Below are 22696 nucleotides of genomic sequence, written 5' to 3'. Positions count from 1 at the left end.
TCTACTGAAATATATATTCAAGGATACAAACAGCTTCGCAGATGAAGCTTGAAAGCTTACAGCTCAGTACATTAGTCTTTCTTGTCATCTTAAATCCGGAAGAACCCACTCACTAATAGTATAGGGTGTACATGCACCTCTTCTCTAAATCAAACTACGAGTGCAGTAATAGAGAAAATTAATAATAAAAATAAATTGATTAAGCGACGAGATTATGGATTTGCAAGCTTTAACAGTTTCCTCATAGGCCTATTAGGTTAAATTTTGATTAGAAAAACTTATCGACCAAAACCTAAAAGAGGTACTCTAGAGAAAGAAAAATTAGAATAAAATGCTTAAGAAAAATATTCTTGTCTTCTTTGTGCTGATTCTTGTGTGTCTGGCAGCAATCATATTTCAGTTATTCTTATGTGTCAAACCATTATATTTCAAGCATCAAAAATTAACTTTGAATATAACGAATACATCCTTTTTGCCATCTGTTTAGATGAAAAAAGATTTATGGCTGTTTCCCGTGATTTCGCAGACATACTAGCATGTAATTCTTGATTCTGAATGAGTAACTTGATGTACTCTGCTGCTTCTTCGGGCGAGTCTTGGTCAAATAAGAAACCTGTCTCATTATGAATGACCAGATCTACATTTCCAGGTACTGCGGTAGCTATAATTGGTAAGCCACATGCCATTGCCTCTATCAAAGAAAGAGGCATACCTTCCCACCTTGATGTCGATAAATAACATAATGAGTTCTCTAAAAGGTCATACCTATTTGAAACAAAATCTTCAAGCTTAAAGTAATCCTGTAGCTTCTCATTATAAAGATCCTCTATGAATTGCTTTTTGGTTTCTCCCTCACCTAAAATTAAAAAGGTAACATTATTGGCTAACTCTTTTTCAGACAAAGATTTAGCTATCTTTATCTGCATTTCAACATTCTTTTGATAAGTAAATCTAACCATAGAGATAATCTGGGTTGAGTTTACAGTTGACTTATGATAGGAGTTAGCTTTTTCATCAATTTGAACACCATTATATATAGTAGATATTTTGCTCTCTTTACACAGTTTAAGAGTTGAAAAAATTTCGAACTCACTTTTAGACGTTGCAATTACTTGCGAAGTGAAAATTGATAAGATCCTCTCTAAAGTTAAATAAATATTCTTCTGAAGAAAGTTATATTCACCAATATGAACACCATGGAATGAATGTACGCATGGTACTTGCGTAAAAGTAGATAGTAATCTACTATAAATTCCAGCCCCTTTGCCATGCGAATGAATAATGTCTATCTTATTTGATCTAATAAACTTAATAAGATTCAAAAACTTCAAAGCTTTGAATTTTCTGTGAGGAACTATAACTACCTGTCTGATTCCTACTAAATCTCTATATTTTTTACAGTATGGATAATCTTCTGGTGAAGCAATGTATAAGGATACATTTTCACTGCAGGTCTCTAATAATGCTTTCGAGAGTTGATATACATGCTCTGGCCCACCACCGGGATCTGCACGAACGGTTATCATCAATATATTCATAATCTCAATCTTAATGATAAATTCATTGTTGAATCTAATAAAATAATTTCGGCTCTTCTGGGTTTAGGCTGATAAATTTGTCTAATCAAAAAATTAAGCTAATAGACGCATACGGAAATTGTCAAAGTTAACAAATCCATAAGCTCGTCGTTTAATCAGTTTACTTTTGTTATTAACTCCTTCCATTACTCCACTCGTAGTCCGACTTAAAAAGTAGTTGCATATCCCCTCTATATGATTAGAGATCGTTGTAATCGCTTTACAGTAAACTTTCCTGGCTTTATCCATCCATAACTCTATCTTCTTTTTCCTGTCTTCAACAGTTAGCTCTGACTCGTATATCGCTCGAAATGACTCTTTTAACTCATATGCCGTTCTCAGTCGGTCTGACTGCTTTAATATTAGTTCTAATTTTTCATTCTCTTCAGCACTCAAATCTATCCCATTCTTGAGCAAGATAAATTTATTATTCTTGACCTTTATCCCAGATTGCTTTCGAATCGTATTCAAATTGCTATTGACTGCCTTCATTACATGAAATCTATCAATGACCACTACTGCATTAGGAAAGACTTTTTCTATCACTTTTGGAAAGCCACCCCACATGTCAATACTCACTTCTTTAACTCGCTCACGTATCTCTAAGGGCTGTTGCTCAAGCACTTCAATGATTTTATCTTGCTTATGACTGTCAATGACCTCTACCAAGTTTCCCTGCTCAATATCACAAACCACTGTCACAAAATCTTTATGTCCTTTACGTTTACTAATCTCATCAATACTCAAGCGGGTAATTGGACTCCAAGTTTCGGTTTTTTTAGCTTATATTGTCGCTTAAATATCCCATGAACTTGATCCCAAGTCAGTCCTTCTTCTCTGCATACTTGTTCAATGGTCGAACGTTGCACGCTTTCATAAATATATGCCTCATATCGCTGAGTATAGCGACGATGCCAATCGACAAAGGATAATTGTTCTGTAAAGTAACTTTGGCAAGTTGAACAATAGTATTGACGGCGATAGATACGAAGATAAGTCTGTTTTCCAAAAATCGATAAATCTCGAATTAAGCTAGGTCGATTTCGATGAAGATCATCACTAAAATGCTTACACTTAGGACAATGGCTACCTTCCTTTATAAATCCTAAATCTAAGCGAATACCTTCATCTTCATGAATGCAACTTTGTACCGTAACATTAGGAAAATTGAGGAGGCGATCTAAGTGAATGTCCATCATTCAATACACGATAGAATGTAGTCTATTATACAATTGTCAGCGAGATTCCAGAAGAACCATAATTTCTTGATTTTAAAACTTAAATCATAATTAATTATTCTTTAAATCTGCTGCCATCATCTTAATTCCTTCGGTTAAAGATATTTTAGGAGACCAGCACAATTCATTCTGAGAATGAGTAATGTCTAGAATATTGGCTGGAACATCCAATGATCGGGGTTCTTTAAATTTAACTCTAGCTTGGACACTTAGAACAATTTCGATTTCTTTGATAACTTCGAGAATGCTCGTACCTACGCCACTACCTATATTATATATGTCAAATTTATGAGGGTGCTCGAGCGCTGCAAGAAAAGATTCTATAACATCATCTATATATATAAAATCTCTGATAACAGAGCCATCACCCCATATTTCAATATTCTCTCCACGAAGCACTTTAATAAGGAATGTTGTTATTAAGCCTTGGCCCCGATTAATATTTTGTCCAATTCCAAAGGGGTTACTAATGCGCAAGATGCTCGATTTCAATTCATACAAGTGATTATAAAGATAAAGATATCTTTCAATAGTTAATTTTTGAATTCCATAAGAAGATATAGGATTTTGTGGGTGTGATTCATTGATAGGTAAGTACTTAGGAATTCCATATACGGTACCACCAGAAGATGAGAAAAGGATCTTCTCAACTTTATTTAAAACGCACGCTTTCAAGAGATTAATTGTCGACCCAACATTAGATTCTATATCAAAATATGGGTCTAAATTTGAGGAAGAAGGCAACGTAGTGCTAATTAAGTGAAAGACATATGATACTTGTTTTGTAGCCTCAATTATTAATTTTTCATCGCAAAAATCTCCTGTAATCCATTCTATATTTGGATTTTGGCTTAATGAATCACTTAAAGATATTTCTTTTTTTGTTTTTGATAGAATACGAACAATAAAACCTTTTTTTAATAAAGCCCTAGATAAGTGCTGCCCTATAAAACCGTTTCCGCCAAGTATTAAACATTTTTTTTGATTGACCAAGTAGTTCATTCTATGCTTGAATAATTGGAGTTTAGCTGGTATTATGTTCAACAGATGTTAGTCAAAAGGTAAATAAATTAAACATGCAGAAATGATATCTTCTTTACAAGAACAGCAAAATTATAGTAGGGAGTAATACTAGTTTAATTATAATCGAATTTACAATTGCCTTTTGTCCATATTATTCTCGCTATCATAAATATTCTATTCCACTGAAAACGTATTAATCTTCGAAATAGAGTGATCGCAAGCGAAAGATAAACTGTAGGCAATGCATAAGGAAAAAATTTATGTGTAATAAGTAGTCTATTTCTGATTAAGTAAAAATCTGAAATTATGCTCTTCTGCCTCATCTTAAAACTGCTGCCTCCAGTACTTGCTCCAACTTTGTGATATACTAAGCTATTTGAAGCGTATTCTAAGGTGTAAGACTTTTTCTTGGCTCTGACTGCCCAATCCAGTTCCTCATAGTATAAAAAATAGTCTTCGCATAACAGACCTACTTCTTTCAAAAGTGAAACTCTTACTAATATGCTAGCCCCAACTAAAAAGCTTAACTGACTCTTCACAAAAGAATAGTTATTACCTTTCGTGTATGTCTTTAAACCGCCAATGTGTTGATTGAAACCCGTCCATGAGTTGTAAAAGTCACCGCCTAAGGCTTGAATTATAGAAGGATTTTCATAGTATAGCAATGTTGATCCACACATCCCCGCGCTAGGATTAAGTTGAATTTTTTGAATCAACTCAGATAAAGAATATTTGTCAACAATAGTATCATTATTCAAAAGCCATACATAATCGCAGTCACCGTTTAGAAGAGCATAATTAATACCTACGTTATTTCCAGCAGCAAAGCCAATATTGCCATTATTACGAATTAATATTAGTTTTGAATCTGAGCCAGAATTAATTTTGCGTTCTAAAGCTTCTGTCTGCGAGTAAATTGAATATGAAACTGGTTTTTGAAATCCTGGTAAAACCTTATCCCTTAAGGATTCATCTCCAATGAAATTGACATCTAATTCACCTTTTGCCCATTTAATTATATTATCTAAAGAATTATCTTTTGACTCATTATCACATACAATTATCTGATAAGGATCGTAATCGATTTTCATTATGCTTTCAAGGCATTCTATTGTATCTTCCCAGCCATTCCAATTCAGAATTATGATATAAACTTTTTCTTTTTTCTCTTTAGATAAACCGTGCATTTTATTGGTTCCGTAGTCTAGTTCTTGATAAAGAAGAAGCAAGCTTGATCGCCTCTTCCCTTAGTATTTAAATACTTCGCTTTTTTTTGATAGCCTAACCTTTCTTCCTTTGAAAATAGTGAATTTTTTATGTTTATTGAAAAAGATTTTTCACTTTGCAATGGAATATCTAACTTATATTGCTCGCTACCCATATATTGTAATTCATCAGAATCATATATAGTCTTGATTAGAGTGAAATCACCTAACTTAGCAAGAACCTGCATACTCTTTTTGCTTGGAATAAATATATGTCTTGGCGCATCAATTTGAACCCAGTTTTCTTTGTATTCTTCCCATGCAGATGAATCAATGACTGGAATTCTAACTAGTAAGTAAGAACCTGACTTCATTATCTTAGACAAATGTGTAAAAATTGCTGCAGGATCTGGCACGTGTTCAAGAGAATGATTAAACATTATTAAGTCAAAGTCATGTTTAACCTGAAAAACACTATTTTTTTTGATCCTAAATCTGGAGTTGAATATATCATTTAATATAAATGGATCAACTCCATTAAGGTTCTTGTATCCAAGATAAGATAGGTTATACAGCAACTTACCCGTTCCACAGCCAACATCCAATATAGAAGATTTATAATCAACTAAGTGGCCAAGTTCCTGCATCCATTCTATATGTATAGGTTTTTCAAAAAATAAAGAAGACATTCTATGTAAAAGACTAAGTTTTTCGTTCAGATAAAACTTGGTTCTAAATAGTCTAATCTTCTCTTTGAAGTAGCCTATGCTCGGTTGATTTAATGCACGAGATTGAAATGAAGGATAAGATTCTGGATAATACTCACTTATATTTTCTGGAACCTCATTAATCTGCAGGCAGTTGCATTTGGTGCATTGCCTATACACAAATTCTTCTTTTGTTCCAAACTGCATTTCTCTGACAGTATAAACTTTGTCTTCAAGCAAGCCACTACAAATAATACATGTATTCATAATTCGTTTGATCAAAGATTTAGATATTTATGGTTAAGGATTGAGGTCATAAAAATAATAAGTTTCTTGATTTCTATCCGTTAACTTTTGATTGACTCACTCTGAAGAATTATCTGATAAATTTCTTTGATAAAATCAAAGCGTCCCTCTTGAGGTTTCGATGAATCTTCATCATTTTCAAGGGGAGTACAACTAAGATCTAAAATTTTCGATTGATATCTGCTGCATAAACAAGCTAGCTCATTAGCTATATTTTTTGGCGATATTTTTGAGATAGAGTGAATATTTTTGTGAGTAAGAGAGAGATCCTTGTTTGCAAATTTATTTGTCAGAACTAACATGTCGTAGTAAGCCATTTCTAATGGAGGATAACTAGGATGAGGAGATATCATTAACGAAATTCCTATAAATGATTCAGCTAGGATAGTACTGTACTCCTCAAGACTTAATTTCCCTGAGGACTTAACTTTAAGCCTACTAGATAATTTAATGTAGCCATGATCTTCTCCAGCAGAAATAATAGTCCACTCACCTGCATCTGCAAATTCTTTACTCCATATTCTTAATGCTTCAATAATTAAAGGAAACCCATTTCTTTCAACTGTAGGTCTTCCGTAAATTAGAATTTGCTTCTTCTTCTCTCTTTTTTGCTTTGCTAATCTAACTAAAGAAGCATTTATTTTAGGTTCAAAACTAAATTCATGTTTGAAGTTATAGTTATTTTTCTTGAAGAACTCTTTCAGTAATTCTGTATTAAACACTGCGATGGTTTCTTCTGCATACATATAGGTTTCGTTTGCAAGAACATATTGACTGGACCAAGGATGAAAAGCAGGCTCAAAGTCTTGAATGAAATAAATAAATTGATTAGGTTTTTTAAAGTTAAATTTTTCTTTTTGCCATGAGATGATGTGCTGAACATTGAAGGCTGTAAACCACGCTGTGGCAATAAATATGTCCTTAGCCCCAACAGCTAAAGATTCAGTTGTATTGTGTGTAATTACTATTTGTTTGCTAGGCCCAAAATCATCACATGATTTGACTAGTTTGAAATTACGAAAAGTTTCAAGATCACTTTTAGAAGGCTTTGAACTAACTACTATCAATCTGGCTTCTTTAAAGTAAAGTGAGAGTTGATCGAAAAATGATAAGGCTGTTGCAATGCCTCCAAATATATGATTCTTATTTATTGAAGGTAAAACTAAATTGATTCTGGGTTCGTTTGTGTTTACTGGCCTTGGATTAATTAGTGATATTTCAGGTAGACTATCTACTGAAGGATCGCCCATTACTAGTTTATTTAAATGCCTTAAACGTTGATAGTTTCTTACCCCTAAGTACTTTGCAGAGTTTGTTTTTATAATACTTAATAAGTTTGACATTGCAATCCTAGATTTAATTGACTGACCATTTTGAACACTGACTTGTGAATTTCTATATCGTCTATTTTTTATTAGAGTTACAATGAAAAACTGATTTTGGTTTTAAGTTATCCAGGCTTGAAAATCTTCTTGTAAATATTTTTTAGGTCTAATGAGTAATAAGCTGCCAAACTTATAGTGATGAGTGAAATGGACGAGAATATAATCTTGGCTTGGAGTTCTTTTAGATTTATAGATATTAATATTAATACCATTGATGCTAGTAGAATTAGTATCATTCTTGATTTGGTCTTGTCGACAACAGTGAGAAAATTGTCAGCGATATAGAATAGAAGAATTGCATCTACTGCTATCCTCAAAACCCAGGCAATTGCGACACCTACGATACCATGAATTTTAGCTAAATGCCACACAAGTAATAGATAAAAAGGTAATTCTAATAAGTGTAGTTTTGCAGTAATGTTGGGTTTCCCTATGCCTTGTATGAATGTGTAAGCAATATTTGCAAAGCTATTTATAAAGATCCCTATTGCAAGTATTTGTAATACTAAACTGCTTTTGCGTGAAAAATCTGCTCCAAGCCAAAGATATAATCCCTCTTGTGCAAATGTGGTAGTGAGTAACACTACTGGAAATAGAACAAAGAATATATATATTATTGCTTTCTCAAATAACTCGCTCGAACTCTTTACGCTTGTCTGGTGACTTGTTGTAAATGCTGGAAACAGAACATTAATCAATGAGTTGGGTATGATCCATAGTTTAGTAACAACTTCATATGGTGTAGTATAAAAAGCAACAGCTGAAATTGATATCACACTTCCTATTAAAAAACGATCAAGATACACCATCAAAGGGCCGACGATATTTGTGACCGTCATCCATCCGCCGAATTTAAGCATTGCGGGTAATTGTGTTTTATCAAAGACAATTCTCTTCTTTAAATCTGGCATTACATTGAAGCATTGCCACAAATTAATAGCCCAGTTTATAAATCTACTAAGTACTAATGTTAAAGTTACTGGAAATAAACTATTTGAGAATTGAATAACTAAAATTGGTCCAACAAACATAAACATGCTCATTGGGATGCGCACAATGTTTATCAGGTCAAAGCGCTGTAATGCGGACAAGAAACCTACTAAACCTGCCGTGCTTGTTATTAAAGGAACTGATAAAGCTAGTAGATAAAAAGTTTTTTCTGTCTCATTTCTTAACTCTGCAGGAATTTTTAATACACCATAGATAAGGGTAGGAGTTAGAGCAATAAGCACAAATGTGCCCACTATGCCAAGAATTAACATTAAAAAGGAAGCTGTCCACATTAGTGGCGGAATTTCCTGATATTTTCCAGCTCCTGTTTTCTCCGCAACCATCTGTGTAAGAGCACGGCCTAAACCAAGATCAAATAGACTAAAGTAGCTTATTACCATCCAGATGAGCGTCAAAATTCCAAAGCGATCTGTTCCTAATCCTCTGATTAAGATAGGCATGGATCCTAATGCAACAATTAGAGGTACTCCCTGTCCAAGAAAGCTATAAAGAGTATTCCAAACAAGAGATTGACCTTTGGTTATTTCTTTTTCATCAGCCTTCGGCATAATTATTTTATATAATTTTGAAACGATGGCCTTAAAAATATTGAATCATGCCTGCTAGTCTTTAAAGTTTTTATAAACTGAAAATACTGCACAAAAATTCTTCGCAGATTACTGTAGGAAATCTACAGACTTTAGTGTCGATATAATGTCTGATGCATTATTTCAATAAAGGGATTTCTGATTTTAAATAATCTTTAATATGTTATCCACATCTATTCTTCTCTTCTGTAACTCCTTGCTCAAATGCATCATCTGCTGTGCTGAAATATCGTTCATTCAGTAAGCCACCTTCTCACTCAATACAGGCAATTTTCAGCCCTTGCCGCTGCTCAATCGTCTCTACAACAAAAACTGATTCCTTCAATCTCATGAGTCCTCGTATCTAGCCACGCCAACATCACCATAACCAATCACGAAGGCTTCCTGTCGGCCATGAGATGGTCGGTACCCCTTTGATAGCGTAGTTGAGGCTGTGTGACGGTATCCATATTTGTTATCGTTTTTGGCTTTGGTGACGGCGTCGTTGACGTTGACGGCGGGAATTTTAAGGTCGCCTTTTTCCAGCATTTCGAGGAGACGATGAACCCCTGTGGTGGTTTCTTCGGTGACGCCGTGGATGGTGGAAAGCATTTGGGGGTAGGTTTCGTGGATGTACCCGGTCAGGTCGCCGCCGTCATCCAGAATCATGTTGGCATCCCACAGTTTGCCTTCGGGGGTGCGGCAGGTTTGCTCGATACACCACATGTATTCTTCTTCGGTCTCGCCTTTCCAGGCGTAGACGGGGGTACCTGCTGCGGCAATGGCAGCGGCGGCGTGATCTTGGGTGGAGAAAATGTTGCAGGAGGACCAGCGCACGTCTGCACCGAGTTCTTGGAGGGTTTCGATCAGGACGGCGGTCTGAATGGTCATGTGGATGCAGCCGATGATTTTGGCCCCCAGCAACGGCTTCTCGGCGCGATATTTCGCACGGATTTTCATGAGCGCAGGCATTTCGCTTTCGGCGATCGCAATTTCTTTGCGACCCCACTCTGCCAAGCTGATATCGGCAACTTTATAGTCTTGGGTTAAAACTTGTGTCGGCATAGATTCCTTAAGTTGTTTTATAGAGCAGCGTTGAGCGCAGCAGCCTTATCGGTCTTTTCCCACGTAAAATTAGGCAGCTCGCGGCCAAAGTGACCGTAGGCAGCCGTTTGTTGGTAGATGGGTCTGCGAAGATCTAGCATCTCAATCAATCCTCGGGGACGAAGATCGAAATGTTCGCGAACTAATGCTTCGATGGCCTCATCTGCAATTTTCCCCGTCCCAAACGTATTGACAGAAATCGAGGTGGGTTCGGCCACGCCGATCGCATAGGAAATTTGAATTTCACACAGCTCAGCAAGGCCAGCAGCAACAATGTTTTTAGCCACGTAGCGCCCAGCATAGGCAGCGGAGCGATCTACCTTGGAAGGATCTTTGCCGGAGAACGCTCCGCCGCCGTGACGAGCCATACCGCCGTAAGTATCAACAATGATTTTCCGCCCCGTTACGCCACAATCCCCCACTGGCCCACCAATAATAAACTGGCCTGTGGGATTGATGTGGTACTGAGTCCCAGCGTGGAGCCATTCGTTCGGAAGAATCGGCTTCACAATCTCTTCCATCACTGCTTCGCGGATATCGCTCAAGCTAATATCAGGATCGTGCTGCGTCGAGATGACGACAGCATCAATCGCCATAGGTTTGCGATCGACGTATCGAAGCGTGACTTGACTCTTGGCATCGGGTCGCAGCCAAGGCAGAACACCAGTCTTTCGCAGATGGGCCTGGCGTTCGACCAAACGGTGAGAGTAATAAATTGGGGCTGGCATTAAAACATCGGTTTCATTCGTGGCATAGCCAAACATCAACCCTTGATCGCCTGCACCCAGATCTTTGTTTTCAGCTTCATCTACACCCATCGCAATATCTGCAGACTGTTTGCCGATAGCGTTTAAGACCGCACAGGAAGCCCCATCAAAACCAATCTCGGAACTGTTATAGCCGATGCCTAAGATAACCTGGCGGACAATCTCTTCAAGATCTACATAAGTGCTGGTGCGAACCTCTCCAGCCACCACGGCCATGCCCGTTTTGACCATCGTTTCGACAGCAACACGAGAATGGGGATCGTCTTTCAACATTGCGTCTAGAATTGCATCGGAAATCTGGTCTGCCACCTTATCGGGATGACCTTCCGAAACAGATTCTGAAGTAAAGATGCTATATGTACTCATGATGAACGGTTTAAATACGTTAAATACAAGGACGATCTCGAAACTCTTAGGGAATGATGACACAACAAGGGTTGCTATTGAAGGAATGCAACTAGAAGCATGAACCTGTTTGAAATGACTCTAATATACATAGACTTAAAATATCTATAGTAGATAGTCTTGATTTTGGACCACTTTCACTAAATACCGACCATACTCATTTTTTAGTAAATCCTTACTGAGGTACTCTACCTGATCTCCAGAAATATATTTCATTCGATAGGCAACCTCTTCAATACAGGCAATTTTTAGTCCTTGACGTTGCTCGATCGTTTCCACAAAAGCCGATGCTTGCAACAAGCTCTCATGGGTTCCCGTATCCAACCACGCTACGCCACGTCCCAAAGCCCCAACCTTAAGCTGCCCTTGCTTCAGATATGCCTTATTCACATCCGTAATTTCTAACTCCCCTCGTTGCGACGGCTTTAGCTGGCTAGCAATCTCAACCACCTGGTTATCGTAGAAATATAGCCCTGTTACCGCGTAATTAGACTTCGGCTGCTGAGGCTTTTCCTCAATGGAGGTTACTCTACCTTGGGCATCAAATTCCATCACCCCATAGCGTTCTGGGTCATTCACCTGATACCCAAACACCATGCCGCCGGTTTTTAGCTGGCTGGCATCCTGGAGCTTCTCGCTCAAAGACTCCCCATAAAAAATGTTGTCGCCCAAAATTAGCGCAACGGTATCATCCCCAATAAACTCGCGACCAATAATAAATGCCTGCGCCAAACCCTCTGGTCGGGGTTGCTCTTCATATACAAGCTTTATCCCTAACTGGCTCCCATCTCCCAGTAGACGGCAAAACAACGGCAAATCCTGTGGTGTCGAGATAATCAAAATCTCGCGAATCCCCGCCAACATTAGCGTTGAAAGCGGGTAGTAGATCATCGGCTTGTCGTAGACAGGCATCAGCTGCTTCGAAATCACCCGCGTCACCGGATACAGCCGAGTCCCCGATCCACCTGCAAGAATAATTCCCTTCATTCACCACTCACCATAAAAATTTCACCCATTTTCCCAGGGTTGGGAAACTTAATTCTCGATCGCTCGTTTACTTTGATGTCACGCCCAAAGAACTATCTCAGCCTCATTGCTTATTATGAAGGTCACCTCATGTTAGCTCAGCGCCTCAGCTAGGCCGTTAGCCCTAGTCTCTCCCGCTCGTAGTTTTGAGACGTTACTGCTTCACACCAATCTGGGTTATCCAGATACCACTGCACCGTCTTCCGCAACCCCGACTTAATATTTTCTTGCGGCGACCAACCTAGCTCTCGTTCGAGCTTGCTAAAGTCGATCGCGTAACGGCGATCGTGCCCAGGCCGATCCGTCACGTATTGAACCAGATTGATGTGCGGGGTATGGGCAGAATTTGGAACCAGCTCGTCTAAAATCTGGCAGAGCTGCTTCACCAACCAAAGATTGGTTCGCTCTGCCGCTCCGCCGACATTGTAGGTCTCGCCCGGTCTTCCTTTCTCCGCCACTAAAGCGATCGCCCGACAGTGGTCCTCCACATACAACCAATCTCTAATATTCTGCCCATCCCCATAAACGGGGAGCGGTTTACCCTCCAATGCATTCAAAATCATCAGCGGGATTAGCTTTTCAGGAAACTGATACGGCCCATAGTTGTTGGAGCAATTGGTAATCAGCGTCGGTAGTCCATAGGTATGGAAATAAGCCCTCACGAGATGGTCGGAGCTAGCTTTAGAGGCAGAATAAGGGCTGTTAGGGGCATAGGGCGTGGTCTCAGAAAACGCAGGGTCCTCAGGTTTCAGGGAGCCAAACACTTCATCGGTAGATACATGTAGGAAACGAAAGCTACTTCGTGTCTCTTCCGATAAATCCTTCCAATAAGCCCTAGACTCTTCTAAAAGATTGAATGTCCCTACAACATTGGTCTGGACAAAGGCACCCGGCCCATCGATCGAGCGATCGACGTGGGTTTCTGCCGCGAAATTGAAGATTGCGTCCGGTTGATACCGATTGAGGAGGTCGCTGACAAGGGGGCGATCGCCAATATCCCCTTCTACAAAAATATGCAAAGGGTCGGAGTCTAACGCCTCGAGCGTTGCCAAATTCCCCGCATAGGTTAACTTATCCAAATTGACGATCTTAATATCCGACTCTCGGCGCTTTTGAAGGACGAAATTACCCCCAATAAAGCCAGCCCCACCCGTCACCAAAACAGTTTTCATAGATTAGAGATCGGTCTGTCGCTTGTTTGGCATTAAATCTAAAGATATGCTTAAGTTTTATCGTTGTTACACCACTTGTCAAGCGATTGAAACGCTTTTGGTAAGGTCTAGCTTGATGATACCTTGGCGCATCAGCAGATCGATGACCTCCTCAACGCAGGCTTCCAATGGTTTGCTTCCGGTTTCCACAACTAACTCTGGTGCCTCAGGTGCTTCGTAGGGGGAAGAAATGCCCGTAAATTCAGCTATTTCGCCAGAGCGTGCTTTGCGGTACATCCCCTTCACATCCCGCTGTTCGCAAACCGCCAGATCGGCTTTGCAGTAAATCTCAAAAAACTCGTTGGCCCCCACCATCTGTCGCACGCGATCGCGATCGGAGCGAAAAGGAGAAATAAAAGCCGTCAGCGTTATGACGCCAGCTTCTACAAAGAGCTTGGCTACCTCTCCCACGCGCCGGATATTTTCAGTCCGGTCTGCCGCTGCAAAGCCCAAATCCCCGCAGAGACCGTGGCGCACGTTATCCCCGTCAATGACAAACGTATGGCACTTCATCTCATGCAATCGGGATTCAACGGCATGGGAAAGGGTAGACTTGCCAGCGCCTGACAGTCCCGTAAACCACAAAATTGCACTTTTGTGACTATTCAGAACCTCGCGCTCTTCGCGAGACACCGTTGCATGATGCCAAACAACATTTGTAGACTGCATACCGTTCCACCCTAAATTGATAATCCAATGCAAAGAAACTTCTTTCGTTACCCGTTCTGGCTAGCGTTCGATCTAAGACTTTGGTGAAGAGACGCGAGGCGATTCAACGGGCTTATCTAGCGCTGGAGGTTTGCCATTGCGAGTTGAGGGATCGAATTCCACCTCGGCAGCAGCATAGTAGTTTTTAGCGTAAAAGTAGTAGCTGTCCGGTTCGTTCTCTGGAATCACGCCATTGAGTACCAAACCGAGCAGATTGGCTCGTTTCTCGTTATCTTGGTTGCTGATTTTCGCTAAAGCTTCCGTTGATGATTCTGCAGAGGGTGACGTCAGTACTCCTGGACGCGCCACCATGAGAATGCCGTCAGTCATTTGAGCCAAGATCAACGCGTCGGAAGCCACTGCTAAGGGCGGCGTATCGATCAACACGAAATCATAGACATCGCGCCATTCTTTAATGAGACTGATCATGCGGTGAGAGTCGATCAGCCGTACGGGGTTGGGCGGAACCACGCCAGCGGTAATGATATCGAGCTGCTCGTTTTCCGAGCGAACGACGCTAAACCACTTGCCTGGCTCCACCAAAATGTTGGTCAAGCCAACCGAGTTGGGTAGCTCCCAAATCTGGTGTTGCGAGGGCCTCCGCAGATCGGCATCTACGACTAAAACGCGGTGACCCATTTCAGCTAAAGCTAAAGCTAAATTTGCCGTCGTTGTCGATTTACCTTCTTGTGGTACAGAACTGGTCATCACCATGACGCGGGGCGGGCTATCGGAACTCAAGAATTTTAGGTTAGCTTGAAGCATCCGATAGGCTTCGCTGACGACAGATCTTGGATTGTCGCGAACGGGCAATCTCGGTCTAGCTCGCTCTAGGCTCTTGCGATTGATCTTTTCTTCTCCCTCAAGCAGCGGAATTTTGCCTAAAACGGTCATATCAAAGAGTGCTTCTGCCTCCTTGACTGTCTTCACCGTGTTGTCAAGCGCTTCTAGCAGCAGAGCAGTTCCTATCCCGAGTAGCAGACCCATGACGGTTCCGATTGCCAGGTTTAGCAAAATCTTGGGCGATACTGGCTTGTCTGGAATTACAGCTGCCTCAATGGGCAAAACGTTTCCTACATTTTGATTTTCTGAAATCTTGAACTGCTGAAGACTTTTCATTAAACCTTCAAAGGTTGCCTTTGCAACGCCCAGTTTTCGCTGGAGCTCGCTTTGGCGCTGTTCGAGACGGGGCAGCAGCGTCATCCGCTCTCGATACACACCCTGAGCTTGTCGCAATGTGTCGACTTGGTTTTGGATGCCTAGGCGCTCTACCTCAGTTTTGACGTAAGAATCTGTTAGACCCTGCTGTGTCTCGCTGGCTTGTAGCGTGGGTAGCCCAGGCGTTGTGGCGAGAGAGGCTCCTACAACTTGGCCTACCTGAGATTGCAGAAACCCTTGAAGTGCTGCTTGCCTTTCTTCAAGATCTAGCACTCTGGGGTGATCGGGCTGGAGTTCGGTTTTCGTCGTCGCTAAGGCGCGTTGAACGTCTTTGAGTTCCGCCAATGCTTTCTGTACGGTAGGCGACTGACTGAGGGCGTTGACGTCTAACGCCTGTTTGGGCGGCAAGCCCACCTGTCTTTGCAGGGCTCGGGAGCGATTTTCTGCGCTGGCTAACAAACCTTCAGCTTCCGTGAGCCGTTTTTGCAGCTCGCCAATACCTTCTACTGCAACTTTGGCCTCTTCTTGCAAAGACACCACCTTGCTGCGTTCCTTGAACTGACGCACGGCACTCTCATAACGCCGCACTTCTTGCTCGGCTCCGGGAATCTGAGTTTCGATGAATTTGCGGGCAGTTGTGGCCTGAACGCGCATGCGTTGGATGTTATTGGCGCGATAAACATCTATGAGCTGATTGACAACTGCTGTAGCTTCTTTTGGATCGGTGCTTTTGTAGGCAACGCTGATGATATCGGTCTCTTTAGCGTTGGATACCGTGAGCTTTTTTAAAAAATCTTTGAGCTTTAGAACCTTGCCATCGTCGTCCTGCAAGCGCAGGGTTTGAATGACCGCTTGCACCACTGGCCTAGACTTAATAATTTCCGATTCGGTGCTAATGGGGTTACTTTTGTCGCCAATACCGGCCAATTCTCCAAGACTGCCGAGATTGCTGCTCTCTAATGCCGAGGTGATGCCGCTGTCTTTCTTGAGCAGCACTTTGCCTTCAGCTTCATAGACTGGCTTTTGTAAAAACGTAATGAGTGCAGTAAGTGTTGTAACGCCGCCCATTACAATCAGCGCTGGTACCCAACGACGACGTAAAATTAGCCAGTATTGCTTTAGGTCAATATACTCTTCTGTATATTCCATGCTGTATTAAGACTGATAGGCACAGGACTGACACGATAGACGTAAGGACTGCTACAAGATGCTAAACAGTAACATATTGAGGAAACATACACTAAATTAGCGGTCTGTGTAAGCGTATTCTTTTAAAGCTCTCAGTTTGAGCGATCGCGTTTCTGAGGAAAACAGCAACAATACTCTACCTTTTTCGTCAAGCTTTAACAACAAATCTTTTACCTCCCCGACCACTACCCTTCACGCCACCATAACTTATGCCTGAACGATTTTCTTGGATTTTGCCCCAAAAACTAGCGGTTGGCTCTTTCCCCAACGCAACAACTTCGGTTTCGAAGCTGCGTCGAGAGGGCATAACAGCCGTCCTCAGTTTGACGGAAGACCGCGAGCGATTGGTTCCCGATGGAATCGCTCACAGTTTTCTGTGGGAGCAGGTGCCGATTCCCGATGGATTTAAGGGAGGCATTCCCACGGAGGAACAGTTTGCTCAGGCGCTCCAGATCCTGCAGCGCTGGTATCGTAAGGGACATGTGGTTTACGTGCACTGTCTGGCAGGGGTGGGACGATCGGCTTCGGTGTGCTGTCTGTACGTGTCTCACCAGCAAGGTTTGCCGCTCGAGGATGCGATCGCCCTGGTCAAATCCCAGCACAGTTATGCCTCGCCAGACCCCAATCAAATTGAGGTCATGCAAAGATTCTTGACCTCATCGCTGACGGAATAGCGGACTTCGGCGATGCGGTTTTGTGCGTCTACTAAAACAACGGTGGGTCGGTACTGGTGCAATTCGGCGGGGGCATATTGAGCGTAGGTCATAATGATGACGCGATCGCCCTTTGCGCCCAAGCGGGCCGCCGCGCCATTGAGTTCGATCGTGCCGGAGTGGGCAGGTGCGGGAATGGCATAGGTGATGAGGCGTTCCCCGTTGTTGAGGTTGACGACTTGGACCTGCTCGTAGGTCAAAATGCCTGCGGTTTCGAGTAAATGCTGGTCGATGCTGATGCTGCCCACGTAGTCCAAATTGGCACCCGTGAGCGTGCAGTTATGAAGTTTTGCCTGAAGAAGGGTTCGCTGCATAAAAGCCATCATATCTCGCCACGGATTTTACGGCGGAATTCGGGTAGGGAGGAGGTCTGGGGTAGACTGGACACTGGAGCGCTGCCTACCCTCAAGGCTCATTTTCGATTTTGAAAGCTGCCGATCCGATCGACATGTTGCGTTGGACTGCCCAAACCCGTTTGCGTCAGGGTTGGGAAGGATTGCAGTGGCAACTGTCTCAGTGGCTTAAGCCTAGCTCGTCCAGTGATGGTTCTTCCCAGTGGGGTTGGCTGCTGCCGATTCTGCTTTGGACGATCCGGATTCTGGGGTCGATCTTACTGGTCGCAGTCATTTTTTTGCTGGTCCGACAAATTGGGCAATGGTTGGTCCTATGGAGAAACAGAATTGCCCGTGTCGGCCAGGCTGAAGCATCAGAACCCGCGCGATCGCGGTTGGATTGGCTGGCGATCGCCCAGGAGGCCCAGAGCCGTCAAGATTACCATCGCGCCTTTGAGGCGCTCTACCGGGCATTGCTGGTGCAGCTTCACGAATCTGGCGTTCTGCGACAGGATTCTGCCCGGACGGATCGCGAGTACATCCTGGGACTCGATCGGCTTTGGAGCTTGGCTGAAAAACCGCTGCACCTGCGCGATGCTTGGGTTACGCTGTTTAGAACCCACGAATCTCTTTGCTTTGGTCGAACGGTGCTCCAGCAGAGCCAGTTCGAGCGGTGTCGAGCGGCCTATGACAGCCTTGCGCCGTACCTTGAGACCCGTTAAGGGACGAATCTAAATTTCACCTTGCAAAGCATCTATGGCTGAATCCGCTCCAAACGCTTCCCGTTGGCTATCGAGAGTGCCCTTTTGGGGGTGGGCGTTGGTTGCGTTGCTCTGCCTTTCGGTCATCGTAACAATGGCGGCTCCCCCGTCTTATCCAAAGGGTTCCAGTTACGACCGCTCTTTGAGCGGATACGCCCAATGGTACGAGTTTATGGAGGCTCGAAATTACCCCGTTCGGCGCTGGCGACAAAGTTACAGTCGGCTTGAGGGCGAGGGACAGACGTTGGTTCAGGTGGCGGATGTAGAGGTTTTTCAAAACCCCAACCTCGAATCTCCCGAGATTTTGAAATGGGTGAAGCAGGGCAACACTCTGATTGTGCTGAGCTGGAGCGGCAATGTATCGGGCGCGCCTTTTCGCTCGGAGTTGCCGACGCCAAAGGGTGCCGTACAGATTGAAACCACGCGTCGTTACGGGCGCCGTGCTAAAAAATTCGATACCGTGCTGCTAAAAGATGGGTTTGGAGCGGCAGTTGGGGTGGATGCCCTCGAACAGGGACGGGTAATGAGGAGCGTTTATCCCTGGCTCGGTTCTGGGATCTATGCCAACAAAGGAGCGAACTTTCAGGTGTTGGCCGATTTGGCCGCGCAGCGCAAGGGAACGATTTGGGTAGATGAATGGATCCACGGGTATCGGGATTTAGTCCCAACACCAGCGGTTGCCAAGGTAAAAGATCGGGATTTATGGGGTTACCTTACCCGTCGCCCGATTGCGGTGATGGCAGGCCAGGGGCTGTTGCTGCTGTTGCTCTTGCTGTGGGGTCAAAATCAGCGGTTTGGAGCGCTCTTGAAAGTCGCGCCGCCTCCCCGCAACAGCAGCGAGCAATACATTCAGGCACTGGCCGATACCTTAAACACCCACGGGCATACAGAGTACGTCTTAACGCTCCTGGGCCAGTCCCTGCGCGATCGCCTGAGGTCCCGTTTGGGTCTGCTCCGAGCCGTTCCTTCGGTGGAGGGAGATAGGGCGATCGCCGCAGAATGGGCGACCGCGACTGGACGGCCTGCATCAGAGCTACTAGAGTTATTAAAGCAGTCCAATGCTGAACGATCTGGTGCTGAAACGCGGCTCAAGGACAGCGAACTCTTAGTTTGGGTTCAGCAAGCCGACACGATTTTGCGAGGACTATCTTGAAGAACGCCTTTCAACAGCTCCGTACCGAGATCGGTACCGTTATTTTAGGCCAGAGTTCCGTTGTCGAGGCGCTTTTGGTGGCGCTCTTGGCCGAGGGGCACGTTATTTTAGAAGGGGTTCCCGGTACCGCTAAGACCCTGTTGGTCAAACTCTTCTCTACTCTGATCCAGGGAGAGTTTCGTCGCGTGCAGCTTACCCCGGACGTGCTGCCAGCGGATGTATTGGGCACTAGTATTTTCGACCTTGCCAGTCAGCAATTCATCCTGCGCAAAGGGCCGATTTTTACCCAGATTTTGCTGGCGGATGAAATCAATCGAACGCCGCCCAAAACGCAAGCTGCCCTCCTGGAAGCCATGGAAGAACGGCAAGTGACCCTAGATGGCGAAACCCTGCCGCTGTCGCCTTTATTTTGGACGATCGCCACTCAAAACCCTTTGGAGTTTGAAGGCACTTACCCCCTTCCAGAGGCCCAGTTGGATCGGTTTTTGTTCAAGATGGTGGTGGATTACCCCAACGCGGCAGCAGAAAAGCAAATGCTGGCGAACATCTTGGGCGGATTTGAGCCTCACAATCTATCGCAGTGGACGGGGCGGCCTATCTTGGACGGCGATCGGATTTTGGCGGCGCGCCAGGAAGTTCGAAGCATTCACGTTGAAGATTCTATTCTCGATTACTTGTTGAATCTCGTGACGGGAAGCCGCAGCCAGCCAGAGCTGTTGTTGGGTGCTTCGCCGCGTGCGGCGGTGGGTTGGCTGCGGGCCGCGCAAGCGAAGGCTTGGTTGGACGATCGCACCTTTGTCACCCCGGACGATATTAAGGGAATTGCCCTGCCGCTGTTGCGCCATCGCTTTATTCTGAAGCCGGAGGCTCAGTTGGACGGTATTTCTGTCGATCGGGTGATACGGAATTTGCTCAGCCGCATTCCGGTCCCCCGATGATTGCTACGCCAGCGCCGGAGCGCCCCCGCCGCGATCGCTTTGTCCCCAGCGGACGCCTTTATCTCATCCTCGGGTTAGGCTTGTTGATTCCGATGGGTTTAGGTCAAGCCCCTTATCTTTCCATGGGTTGGCTTTGGGGCCTTTTGGGGATTTACGATGCGGTGGTTTTGGCGATCGCTCTATGGGATTACCGTCAAGCGAAGCAGTGGCAAATTGCCTTAGAGCGACGCTGCGAAGAGAAACTCTCTATCGGGCGCAACAATAGCATTCATTTAGCGTTAAGCGCGACCGGATCGCCTCCTGGTGTGGCATCTACAGTGCTTCAGCTCCGGGATGGAACGCCGTCTGCCTTTAGCGTCGATGCGGATCTGCTTTCGGTGGCGTTAACGCCCCAGCTCGAGACGGAACTGACGTACACCGTCTTTCCGCCTCGCCGGGGAACTTTTCGGTGGAATCTGGTTAGTTTTAGGCTGCGCGGCCCTTTGGGGTTAAGCTGGCGGATTTGGCAGGCTCCCTTAGAGACGACTGCGGACGTTTACCCTGACTTAATTGGGTTGCGAATGCTGTCGATTCGGCTGAGTCTGGAAAGCAGCGGCAACCTCCAGCGACGGCATAAAGTCGGCGGCACGGAGTTTTCCGAGCTGCGCGAGTATGCCGTGGGGGACGATATCCGGTTGATGGACTGGAAGGCCACGGCCCGCCGCCAACGGCCGATCGTGCGATTGCTAGAGCCGGAGCGGGAGCAACCGCTGCTGATTTTGCTAGATCGCGGGCGGCTCATGACGGCCCAAGTGGCTGGGTTGAGCCGATTTGACTGGGCGATTAATGCGGCGCTCTCTTTGGCCATGGCGGGACTGAGACGCGGCGATCGCGTGGGCGTGGTGGTGTTCGACAAAACCATTCACACTTGGATTGCGCCGCTGCCGGGACTGGGGCACCTGTCCCATATTTTGGAACGCTTGAACGCCATCGAGCCAGCGCGCACTGAATCCGATTATGTTGGGGTTACGGCTCAAGTCTTGAATCAGTACCACCGACGGGCGCTGGTGGTGATGCTCACGGATATTGTGGATGAAATTGCCTCCCAAGATTTACTGGTGGCGATGGGACGCTTAAGTCCTCGATTTTTGCCCCTCTGCGTCGCCCTTCGAGATCCAGAGGTGGACGCTCAAGCGCAGCCTCCTCTAGAGCAAAACCGCTCCGTCGAACTCAAAACCGTTCAAACCCTCTACACTCAATCCGTCGCCCTCGACCTCCTCCACCAGCGCGGCGTTGCCTTTGCAAAGCTCCGCCAGCAAGGTACGTTAGTGTTAGACGTACCTGCCCCACAGGTAAGCGAACAACTCGTCAATCAATACCTGCGCGTAAAGGCACGAGGTCGGCTGTAGTGAGTTCCAATGTTCCTGCAAATGCTGGCGAATCTTCCAATCGCAATACCGAAGCGGAGGCGATGGAGGCTTACAGCACCGGGCAAATGGCCTTCGAGCGAGGGCTTTACCGAGAGTCCATCGATTGGTTCGATCGGGCGCTGGCGCTGATTCCCAAGCAGTCTGTCTTGGGTGGCGCGATTCAACTCTGGTTGGTGACGGCCTACGATGCAGCGGGACAGGGGGAAGACGCCCTGACCTTGTGCCGTCAGCTCTCCAGCCACGCCAATCTCGAAACCCGCCAGCAAAGTAAGCGACTGCTCTACATTTTAGAAGCGCCTAAACTTCAAACGCGTCCCGAGTGGCTCACCCAAATTCCCGACTTGAATCAGCCTGCGGCTACGGGTCGGTACAGTGCCGCCGGACAATTGGGTCAGCCTGCCACGCCCAAACCGACCGAACCAAAGTCCATCACGACCGAACCCTTCGAACCGATCGATCCGAAGGAAAGCAGCGGATTTTTGGGCGTCGCCCTGGGACTCAGCGGTGCGATTCTACTGGGGCTATGGTGGCTGAGTCAGGCGGGCTAGCATCCCTTGCGGGTCCGATCGGTTGGGTCACTCTGGGAGATAGCGGTCTGGGGCTTGGGTGAATTTTTTGCGGATACTTTCTTCGGCGATCGCTAATATCTCATCTATAGATGTGTTTTGAATAAATTTTGAAGCTGCCGCTAAATGTTCGCGATGGGGACAGTCGTCGCCTAAAATGCAGCCGTTTGCGCATGCTTCGATACAGTTAACGGTTTGTTTCTCCACAGGTCTTCTCCGGCAAAAATCGATGGGGTGTT

Annotated in this window: 22 protein-coding genes and 1 pseudogene; 7 read left to right on the top strand and 16 right to left on the bottom strand. The window is 44.7% G+C overall.

The genetic code is table 11. The annotated features are described in order from the left end of the window. Positions 1–93: 93 nt before the first annotated feature. Positions 94–261 (top strand): transposase, encoded by a 168-nt coding sequence (locus tag R6H26_RS23670; protein ID WP_404791429.1) that lies wholly within the window; start codon positions 94–96, stop codon positions 259–261. 167 nt (positions 262–428) lie between these two features. On the opposite strand, the gene R6H26_RS23665 is transcribed toward R6H26_RS23670, so the two are convergent. From R6H26_RS23665 to R6H26_RS23600, 14 genes and pseudogenes are all read right to left on the bottom strand, one after another. Continuing rightward, on the bottom strand, positions 429–1538 hold the full coding sequence (locus tag R6H26_RS23665; RefSeq protein WP_404786064.1) for a glycosyltransferase: 1110 nt from the start codon (positions 1536–1538) through the stop codon (positions 429–431). A 93-nt stretch (positions 1539–1631) separates the two neighbouring features. Beyond that, positions 1632–2324, bottom strand: coding sequence for an ISL3 family transposase (locus R6H26_RS23660; protein ID WP_404786063.1), 693 nt, complete (start codon positions 2322–2324; stop codon positions 1632–1634). Further along, entirely contained in the window at positions 2321–2776 is a 456-nt protein-coding gene (locus R6H26_RS23655) for a helix-turn-helix domain-containing protein (RefSeq protein WP_404786061.1), read from the bottom strand. Before R6H26_RS23655 ends, R6H26_RS23660 begins: the two co-directional genes overlap by 4 nt. 90 nt (positions 2777–2866) lie before the next feature. Continuing rightward, positions 2867–3817 (bottom strand): NAD-dependent epimerase/dehydratase family protein, encoded by a 951-nt coding sequence (locus R6H26_RS23650; protein ID WP_404786060.1) that lies wholly within the window; start codon positions 3815–3817, stop codon positions 2867–2869. A gap of 134 nt (positions 3818–3951) precedes the next feature. Continuing rightward, positions 3952–5025 (bottom strand): glycosyltransferase family 2 protein, encoded by a 1074-nt coding sequence (locus tag R6H26_RS23645; protein WP_404786059.1) that lies wholly within the window; start codon positions 5023–5025, stop codon positions 3952–3954. Between the two features lie 17 nt (positions 5026–5042). Continuing rightward, on the bottom strand, positions 5043–6017 hold the full coding sequence (locus R6H26_RS23640) for a class I SAM-dependent methyltransferase (RefSeq protein WP_404786057.1): 975 nt from the start codon (positions 6015–6017) through the stop codon (positions 5043–5045). A gap of 80 nt (positions 6018–6097) precedes the next feature. Continuing rightward, a complete protein-coding gene (locus R6H26_RS23635) occupies positions 6098–7399 on the bottom strand; it encodes a hypothetical protein (RefSeq protein WP_404786056.1) in 1302 nt (433 codons plus the stop codon). A gap of 107 nt (positions 7400–7506) precedes the next feature. Then, on the bottom strand, positions 7507–9000 hold the full coding sequence (locus R6H26_RS23630; protein ID WP_404786054.1) for a flippase: 1494 nt from the start codon (positions 8998–9000) through the stop codon (positions 7507–7509). A gap of 390 nt (positions 9001–9390) precedes the next feature. Then, positions 9391–10083 (bottom strand): annotated as a pseudogene (locus tag R6H26_RS23625) (adenosylhomocysteinase); the annotation flags it as partial. Positions 10084–10100: 17 nt separating this feature from the next. Further along, complete coding sequence (gene metK, locus R6H26_RS23620) at positions 10101–11255, bottom strand: methionine adenosyltransferase (RefSeq protein ID WP_404786053.1); 1155 nt, start codon at positions 11253–11255, stop codon at positions 10101–10103. A 144-nt stretch (positions 11256–11399) separates the two neighbouring features. Next, positions 11400–12281 carry a glucose-1-phosphate thymidylyltransferase RfbA gene (rfbA, locus tag R6H26_RS23615; RefSeq protein WP_404786051.1) on the bottom strand — a complete coding sequence of 294 codons (882 nt, stop codon included), beginning with the start codon at positions 12279–12281 and terminating at the stop codon, positions 11400–11402. 149 nt (positions 12282–12430) lie between these two features. Continuing rightward, complete coding sequence (rfbB, locus tag R6H26_RS23610; protein WP_404786049.1) at positions 12431–13492, bottom strand: dTDP-glucose 4,6-dehydratase; 1062 nt, start codon at positions 13490–13492, stop codon at positions 12431–12433. 78 nt (positions 13493–13570) lie between these two features. Next, positions 13571–14200, bottom strand: coding sequence for an adenylyl-sulfate kinase (cysC, locus tag R6H26_RS23605; RefSeq protein ID WP_404786047.1), 630 nt, complete (start codon positions 14198–14200; stop codon positions 13571–13573). 72 nt (positions 14201–14272) lie between these two features. Continuing rightward, a complete protein-coding gene (locus tag R6H26_RS23600) occupies positions 14273–16546 on the bottom strand; it encodes a GumC family protein (RefSeq protein ID WP_404786045.1) in 2274 nt (757 codons plus the stop codon). Positions 16547–16794: 248 nt separating this feature from the next. On the opposite strand from R6H26_RS23600, the gene R6H26_RS23595 reads away from it, so the two are divergent. After that, positions 16795–17259 carry a dual specificity protein phosphatase family protein gene (locus tag R6H26_RS23595; RefSeq protein ID WP_404786044.1) on the top strand — a complete coding sequence of 155 codons (465 nt, stop codon included), beginning with the start codon at positions 16795–16797 and terminating at the stop codon, positions 17257–17259. Here R6H26_RS23595 and panD read toward each other — a convergent pair. After that, the gene (gene panD / locus R6H26_RS23590) at positions 17211–17612 is read right to left on the bottom strand and encodes an aspartate 1-decarboxylase (protein WP_404786042.1); all 402 of its coding nucleotides are present in this window, start codon (positions 17610–17612) and stop codon (positions 17211–17213) included. The genes R6H26_RS23595 and panD overlap by 49 nt on opposite strands. Positions 17613–17722: 110 nt before the next feature. On the opposite strand from panD, the gene R6H26_RS23585 reads away from it, so the two are divergent. Genes R6H26_RS23585 through R6H26_RS23565 form a run of 5 tightly spaced genes read left to right on the top strand, consistent with a single transcriptional unit; the run spans position 17723 to position 22439 of the window. Then, on the top strand, positions 17723–18352 hold the full coding sequence (locus R6H26_RS23585; RefSeq protein ID WP_404786040.1) for a DUF4129 domain-containing protein: 630 nt from the start codon (positions 17723–17725) through the stop codon (positions 18350–18352). A 34-nt stretch (positions 18353–18386) separates the two neighbouring features. Then, positions 18387–19544 carry a DUF4350 domain-containing protein gene (locus R6H26_RS23580; RefSeq protein ID WP_404786039.1) on the top strand — a complete coding sequence of 386 codons (1158 nt, stop codon included), beginning with the start codon at positions 18387–18389 and terminating at the stop codon, positions 19542–19544. Further along, a complete protein-coding gene (locus R6H26_RS23575; protein ID WP_404786037.1) occupies positions 19541–20482 on the top strand; it encodes an AAA family ATPase in 942 nt (313 codons plus the stop codon). Before R6H26_RS23580 ends, R6H26_RS23575 begins: the two co-directional genes overlap by 4 nt. Then, positions 20479–21870, top strand: coding sequence for a DUF58 domain-containing protein (locus R6H26_RS23570; protein WP_404786036.1), 1392 nt, complete (start codon positions 20479–20481; stop codon positions 21868–21870). Before R6H26_RS23575 ends, R6H26_RS23570 begins: the two co-directional genes overlap by 4 nt. Next, on the top strand, positions 21870–22439 hold the full coding sequence (locus R6H26_RS23565) for a hypothetical protein (RefSeq protein ID WP_404786034.1): 570 nt from the start codon (positions 21870–21872) through the stop codon (positions 22437–22439). Before R6H26_RS23570 ends, R6H26_RS23565 begins: the two co-directional genes overlap by 1 nt. A 27-nt stretch (positions 22440–22466) precedes the next feature. Here R6H26_RS23565 and R6H26_RS23560 read toward each other — a convergent pair whose 3' ends face one another. After that, positions 22467–22664, bottom strand: a complete 198-nt coding sequence (locus R6H26_RS23560; protein ID WP_404786033.1) for a hypothetical protein — start codon at positions 22662–22664, stop codon at positions 22467–22469. Positions 22665–22696 lie beyond the last annotated feature (32 nt).

Origin of the sequence: Altericista sp. CCNU0014, from assembly GCF_044923475.1 — a bacterium.
Taxonomy (GTDB): domain Bacteria; phylum Cyanobacteriota; class Cyanobacteriia; order Thermosynechococcales; family Thermosynechococcaceae; genus JAAURS01.
Note: the sequence above shows the minus strand (reverse complement) of the source record. Positions and strands in the feature narration are given on the sequence as shown.